Origin of the sequence: Paenibacillus sp. UNC451MF (genome assembly GCF_000686845.1) — a bacterium.
GTDB lineage: Bacteria > Bacillota > Bacilli > Paenibacillales > NBRC-103111 > Paenibacillus_S.
Window position 1 is genome coordinate 96,980 of record NZ_JMLS01000028.1, and the last position, 6,952, is coordinate 103,931.

7 protein-coding genes are annotated in these 6,952 nt (G+C 38.5%); all 7 read left to right on the forward strand.

Features of this window, described 5'->3' with window-relative positions:
- Positions 1 to 97 precede the first annotated feature (97 nt).
- Entirely contained in the window at positions 98 to 805 is a 708-nt protein-coding gene (locus BP97_RS0125425) for a response regulator transcription factor (RefSeq protein WP_028551655.1), read from the forward strand.
- 3 nt (positions 806 to 808) lie between these two features.
- Positions 809 to 2,212: a sensor histidine kinase gene (locus BP97_RS0125430; protein ID WP_028551656.1), complete on the forward strand. Its 1,404-nt coding sequence runs from the start codon at positions 809 to 811 to the stop codon at positions 2,210 to 2,212.
- Positions 2,213 to 2,518: 306 nt separating this feature from the next.
- Complete coding sequence (locus tag BP97_RS41470) at positions 2,519 to 2,650, forward strand: hypothetical protein (RefSeq protein ID WP_269321927.1); 132 nt, start codon at positions 2,519 to 2,521, stop codon at positions 2,648 to 2,650.
- A complete protein-coding gene (locus BP97_RS0125440; RefSeq protein ID WP_036746516.1) occupies positions 2,647 to 3,147 on the forward strand; it encodes a shikimate kinase in 501 nt (166 codons plus the stop codon). The genes BP97_RS41470 and BP97_RS0125440 overlap by 4 nt, the downstream gene beginning before the upstream one ends.
- Positions 3,148 to 3,324: 177 nt before the next feature.
- Positions 3,325 to 3,645 (forward strand): VOC family protein, encoded by a 321-nt coding sequence (locus tag BP97_RS37385; protein ID WP_197035535.1) that lies wholly within the window; start codon positions 3,325 to 3,327, stop codon positions 3,643 to 3,645.
- A 550-nt stretch (positions 3,646 to 4,195) separates the two neighbouring features.
- A complete protein-coding gene (locus BP97_RS0125455; protein WP_028551658.1) occupies positions 4,196 to 5,722 on the forward strand; it encodes a M3 family metallopeptidase in 1,527 nt (508 codons plus the stop codon).
- 283 nt (positions 5,723 to 6,005) lie between these two features.
- Positions 6,006 to 6,782, forward strand: a complete 777-nt coding sequence (locus BP97_RS0125460; protein WP_028551659.1) for a DUF817 domain-containing protein — start codon at positions 6,006 to 6,008, stop codon at positions 6,780 to 6,782.
- Positions 6,783 to 6,952 lie beyond the last annotated feature (170 nt).

Sequence of the window (6,952 nt, forward strand, 5' to 3'; positions counted from 1 at the left end):
ATGCTCCGCGGCTCCGTACAGCCAGATACGAGAGAAAGTGCCGCATACTTACAGGAAATGAATTACCTATACGTTTCTTTCCAGGAGGCAGGATGACATGTCGATCAACAAAAAGGTTTTGATTATAGACGATGAGGAAGCGATATTGAAGCTTATCGCTACGGTTTTACGAAAAGAAGGCATTGAACATGTCATCACATCCACGACAGCGGCAGACGGATTTGCCCAATTCCAGCAAAAGCAGCCCGATCTTGTATTACTGGACATTATGCTGCCAGATGGGGAAGGCTACGACTTATGCAAGCAAATGAGGGCGGTTTCGAAGGTTCCAATTTTATTTTTATCAGCCAAAACAGAGGAAATTGATAAGGTCTTAGGCTTTGCCATTGGTGGCGACGATTATATCACCAAGCCGTTCAGCCCCAAAGAGCTGGCTTACCGTGTGAAAGCCCAATTGCGCAGAGCCGATTATATGCTGCCAGTGACAACGAAGGATACAGTTTTAACAGCTGGCCCCTTTGTATTAAACGAACAAAAAGCGGAATTATTAAAGAACGGGACCGGCATTGAATTAAAACCGAAAGAGCTTGGTTTAATGAAGTATTTTCTTCAGAACGTGAATAAAGTGATCAGCAAAGAAAGGCTTTACGATGCTGTTTGGGGGGAGGATTTTATCGGTATCGATAATACGGTCATGGTTCATATCCGAAGGCTGCGGGAAAAAATAGAAGAGCACCCCTCAGAACCCCGCTATTTAATTACTATCAAAGGCTTAGGTTACAAACTTGCAGTAGAGGATGAATAGTTTATGAAATGGAAGTTAACAGTAAGATATCTCATCTCGGTTGTCTTCGTAGTGATCTTCATTATTTTCATAAACCTTTTCATTACACTTGCTTTGTTCATAGCTCACGCTACTTTAAATCCCCCTATCATTCAAGAAGAGGAACATTCTCCCGAGCAATTTGCAAGGCAGTTTGAGGATCAAATCACGATTTCCGGCAATGAACTGACGATTTCCGAAGCAGGTCAGGAAGAGCTGACCAACAGAAATGCATGGATTCAAATTTTGGATGAAAACGGAAATGAGCTTTTCTGTTCCCAGGCACCAGAAGGGCTAAAGAAACACTACACTCCCTCGGAAATCATTCAAATGTACAAGTACAAGGAAGTGAATTCAGAAACAACCGTTTTTATCGGAGATAAGAAAGCAAACGGCCACACATACAGCTATTTGATTGGGATCGAGAATCGCAATATTAACCGATATTTTATTTTATACGATAATCATTCGTTGTTTCGCATGGTTAAAGTCGGAGGCGTCGTTTTAGCTATCGATATATTGATTACGTTATTGATCGGGTATTTCTTGAGCAAACGGCTGACAATGCCGCTATATACATTGATCGACGGGATTAAGAGGCTGGCAAGCAATGAATATTTTCATGCACAGCCGGTAGGTATTTTCAAACAAGTATTTTTAAATATCAATCATTTATCCAATCAGCTAAAGGCGAATGAGTCTGAACGGAAAAAATTAGACCGCATGAAAGAGGAATGGGTAACCAACATATCTCACGATATTAAGACGCCTCTGGCCTCGATTCAAGGCTTTGCAGAAATGATAAAAAACCCTGATTATCGCTTTACTGTAGACGAAATCAGGGAATATGCTGATATTATCGAGAAAAAGTCGCTATATATCAAAGAGGTCATAGAAGATTTAAGCTTGACGACAAGATTGAAACATAAAGAACTGATGTTAAACAAAAAAATGACGAATATGGTCGTGATCTTGCGAAATATCGTGATCGATATTGTCAATGACCCGAAATATGCCAAACGACATATTGAGTTTCATACTAATCAAGAAAACATTCCGGTAGAGGTGGATGAAATTCTGATTCGGAGAGCGATCAACAATTTAATTTATAATGCGCTTGTCCATAATGACGCTAACGTAAACATATCCGTAAGTATAGAAAAGACCGATCGGACCCAAATTGTCATCCATGATAACGGCAAAGGCATAAGGAAAGAGGAGCTCGACAAAATTTTCAACCGCTATTACCGCGGAACCAACACTGGGGATGCTCATAAAGGCTCCGGGCTCGGAATGGCGATAGCCAAAGATATTATTCAGGTGCATGATGGAGAAATTGCCATTCACAGTGAAGTGGGTGTTGGGACGACTATTGACATTCGACTATAATTCGGTTGGTGACAAAGGGGAGGGAGCACGTTATTGCGTGCCCCTTCTTTATGTTAAACGGGAAAATTTTATGCTATTGAACGAGTTGAATGGTTGGCCAATTTTAATTATTGAAAACGCACCAGCGTGTCCGGTGAATATAATATAATCTCATTCCCGACGATCATTTTACGAGCAAACATTATTTACAAACGAACATACGTTTGATATTATATTAGTAAATAATGGTAAATGAACTAAATTATCTGTCTTACATATTCAAATAAATATGAATTTTTGTTCAACGGCAAGTAGGAGGCTTCACTTATGAGCATAAAATGGAAAAGAAAGATTCTGATCAATGACCCTGTTGTACTGGACCCTGTTCAGATCGAGCGAAGAAAGCTTCTTTCGTTTAAGCAATTCAAAGATCCAAAATGGAGGCAATACAAAATATGAATATAGTTCTTATAGGTATGTCTGGAGCTGGTAAAAGTACTTTGGGTGTGTTACTTGCAAAAGCTTTAGGAATGGATTACGTAGATACAGATATTGTTATAAAACAACTTGAAGGTAGGTTGTTACAAGATATAATTGATAATGATGGTATCGAAAAATTTATGGAAGTCGAAGAAAAAATTGTGTCTGAATTGCAACTGAAAAATAGCATTATATCTACAGGTGGGAGTGTTATATATTCAGAAAAAGCTATGAATGTCCTTAAACAGGATGGACAGATTATTTATTTACATGTCCCATATGAAGAAATTAATAGGAGACTAATAAACATAGCAACCAGAGGCATCGTAATAAAGAAAGGAAATAGTCTTAAGGACGTTTACAAGGAAAGAGTTCCTCTATACATTAAATATAGTGATAAAACTCTTGATTGCTCCAATAAGGATATAGAACATTGTGTTAGTGAAATTATAGAGAAAATTAAAGAAAACCATTGAGATGTTTCAACTAAAGGGAAACTTTAGTTCTACAACAGTTAGCGAGGAGCTGCCGCGCCTGTCAATCAAATCGGTAGCATATCAGATTACAATATCTAATCTTATACCTTTGTACTACGTTTATTAAGGAGTGTGATAAATGTGAGTATTATTTAAAGTAAAGTTGGAGCCGTTTTCATTCCAGTAAGTGACATCAGTGAGGCTAGGGAATGGTATTGCTCCATTCTTGGACTGGAACCTACGTTTGATATTATTGCGGGCCATCTTTGTTGTATACCATTGGATAATAATGGAATGAATCTTGTGTTAGACAGCAATATTTACAATGGGGATTCATACTTTAGAAATCCTACCTTTCATTTTAACACTGACGATATACATAAAGCTTATCAATTCATGAAAGACCGTAAAGTTGAACTTGTTACCGATATTGAGAATGGACATTGGTTCAATTTCAAAGATCCGGATGGAAATATGTTGATGATTTGTAAATGTTAGAGCCAACGGTCGTTGCACTAACAGGAAACGATAGCTCTATTAATAATCAGGACGAGGATGCCAGACAAAATGAGTCAATCGAAAGCGGATACTGCTGAGTAAATAATTGAGATGCTCATTATTGTAAAACCGTTAATTAGCTAAAACTGTTTTTTTTGGGAAATGACGATTATTAATGAAAAGGCTAGAATAATGATAAAAAAATATAAACTGGCCTTTGTCTTCTTGCTCTACAACTATAACATCATCTTGGATCCTGCTCAATTCTTCCTCCAAAGCTTCCCAATCCGTGATTAACATATCAAATTTGAAGCATCCGCTACTTGTAAGAAGCCATTGAATCCAATATTGGTATTTGGGGATAGGACTACATTTTTACGACTATTCTCAATTACAGCATTCTGAAATGCTGTACCTCATGGTGATCAATTTAAAGAAACTATGGATTTTCCAAAACTCCTTTCCTATTTCTTTAGAGAAGATGTGGACAGCAACTTAAGCCATATTAATCTGTTGTGAACTCTATGATAGTGAGTAAGGAGTGAAAGTTATGCAAAAATTTTCAGAACTCAATTATATAAGCCCGGATTATGAAAAAGAAAAAGCTGCCTTGCTGAAATCTAAGGAGGGAATGGCAAATGCTTCTTCCTATGAGAACTTTCGTGATTTATGGCTATCACGAAAAAAAGCGGATCAATATTTGGATATGTTAACAGATCTCGCATACATACGATTTCTGACCGATACTTCGGATACATTTTACAAGAATACAGTGCACACAGATAGTATTGAAGAGCCGCAGATTAGATTGCTTCGAAAAGAATGTGACGATGTACTTCTAGATTCCCTTTATATTGAGGGGATTAAAGCTGAATTCGGAGATAAGATTATCCAAGATATGAGAATTAGAAGGAGCCTATCAGGGGAAAATGCCGTTTCGCTGCAACTTGAAGAAAACCGATTATGTATAGAATATAACAAGCTGGTTTCTTCAGGGAAATCAAAAGAAGCGAGGTCCAGTGAAATCGATGACTTATATAACAGCATGATCAATGTGCGGACGAATCTGGCTAAAAGTCTCGGTTTCGATAGTTATATAGAGATGGCGTATCGAATCCAGGGACGCATCGATTACGGGAAGGAAGCTATCTCCTCTTTTCGTTCTCAGGTGCTTGACGTCATTACTCCTGCTTGTGCCGTGTTTGAAAAGGAAAGACCCCAAGATAATTCTGTGCCAATTGGCGCAGTTGGGAATATTGTCCATACTGTCAAAAATATATTTCACGAAATATCGCAGGAAAGCAGCGATTTCATTAATTTTATTTATGATTATGAATTGTTTGATGTTGAGTCTAGACTCAACAAACGTCCTTTTTACTGCTGTTGTATGCTTTCACACTATAAAGCACCCTTCATTATTTGCGACTTAAAAGCTAATGGCAATGACGCGTTAATGTTTATCCATGAGTTGGGGCATGGTTTTGCATTTTATACCGCAGCACGAAGTCAGAAGTTGTTCGAATACCACCGTTCAACAGTCAGTATCAACGAAGTACATTCCAAGACGATGGAACTCCTTGCATACCCCTATTTGGAGCTTATCGTCGGGGAACATAAAGATAACTTTAGACGGAATCATCTGTATGAGGCATTGCGGTATCTTCCTTATAGATGTGCCATTGATGAATTTGAACACAAAGTATATGAGAACACAACCTTAACAAAATCTCAGCGTTGTGAACTGTGGAGTGAAATTGAACAGAAATATATGCCCTGGCGTGCCGGGAGTAATCATGAATCCGTTAAGCGTGGAACCTCTTGGTACAGCCAACCTCATCTCTTCAACGCTCCTTTTTCCTATATCGACTACAACTTTGCACAGATGAGTGCTTTTGAATTCTATGGACGGTCAAAAATCAACTATCAGGAGACTTGGAAAGACTATCTCGCATTTTGCAGTAAGGGAGGTAGTACAAACTATCTGAATCTTTTGGCTGCAGGAAAATTAGTCAATCCATTTTCCGTCGGTGCGGTAGCCGACATATGTGCGCCTATTCTGAATGAACTATATGGATAGTTTTAGCGTGATGAAGATGGGCGATATATCGAGAGTTCAATTACCAACCAGAACAAAGGCTGCCGGCACGGACGGCAGCCTTTGTTCACCTAACAAGTAGAATTCAAGTTTTTTACCAATAAAAAACTATAGGCTATTATATTCTTGCTTTAACTAATATAAGCAAATTTAATCAAGTTTTTTTCTCTTTTTCCAACCCATTTCATCATTATTATTTATAGTGAATGAATTTAGTTTAAATAATCGTGCAATTAAAAAGAGCATGGGTAGGGGATAAGCATAATTGAAACCTATAATACAACTACTTCACTTTGGCTATCATCAGGCGATGAGCTGCATATTTCCTGTTGCTATCTTTGGAACTTTGGCTCTCTCTAATGTGATTAAGGTGCCATTCATACATCGTTACGATGCTATTTTAATTATATTGCTTGGGGTTCAATACCTTATGTATCGCTGTCATTTAGAGACACGAGATGAAATCAAAGTAATCTGTATATTTCACTTGATTGGTTTGGTACTGGAGTTGTATAAGGTAAGGATGGGATCATGGTCATACCCAGATCCTGGATATACGAAGCTGCTCGGTGTCCCGCTCTACAGCGGTTTTATGTATGCTAGTGTAGCAAGCTATATGTGTCAGGTATGGCGGAGACTGAGAATGGACATGACCGGCTGGCCTGGTCTTACATCTTCCGTACTGCTAGGTGGAGCTATCTATTTCAACTTTTTCACTCATCATTTTATTCCCGATTTCCGTTGGTGGCTTACTGCTCTTGTATTTATTGTTTTCTGGAAAACATGGATCATCTATCGGGTACGGACTTTAACTTATCGAATGCCCTTAACGCTTGCGTTTATTATTGTAGGTGTTTTCATCTGGTTAGCAGAGAATATTGCCACATTTTTTGGTGCTTGGAAATACCCTGACCAGTACCAAACCTGGAAGCTAGTTAGTTTCAATAAGATAAGCTCATGGTTCCTTCTGGTAATCATTAGCGTCATCATCGTTGCCCAGCTTAAACATGTCAAAGCTAGTCGAACAACGAACGAATCTTAGTCCAGCTAGCTTTTCTCTCAAAGAGCCACCTCGGATTTGAACTGCACCCCTTATAGTGGACATTGGTAAAACACCCTGGTGTTAATAACCGATGAAAACTGTAGGGGGTGCTTTTCGTTATGGCAAAAAAGGGGCAAAAGCTCACGACGTATAGCTTTGAGATAAGGAAA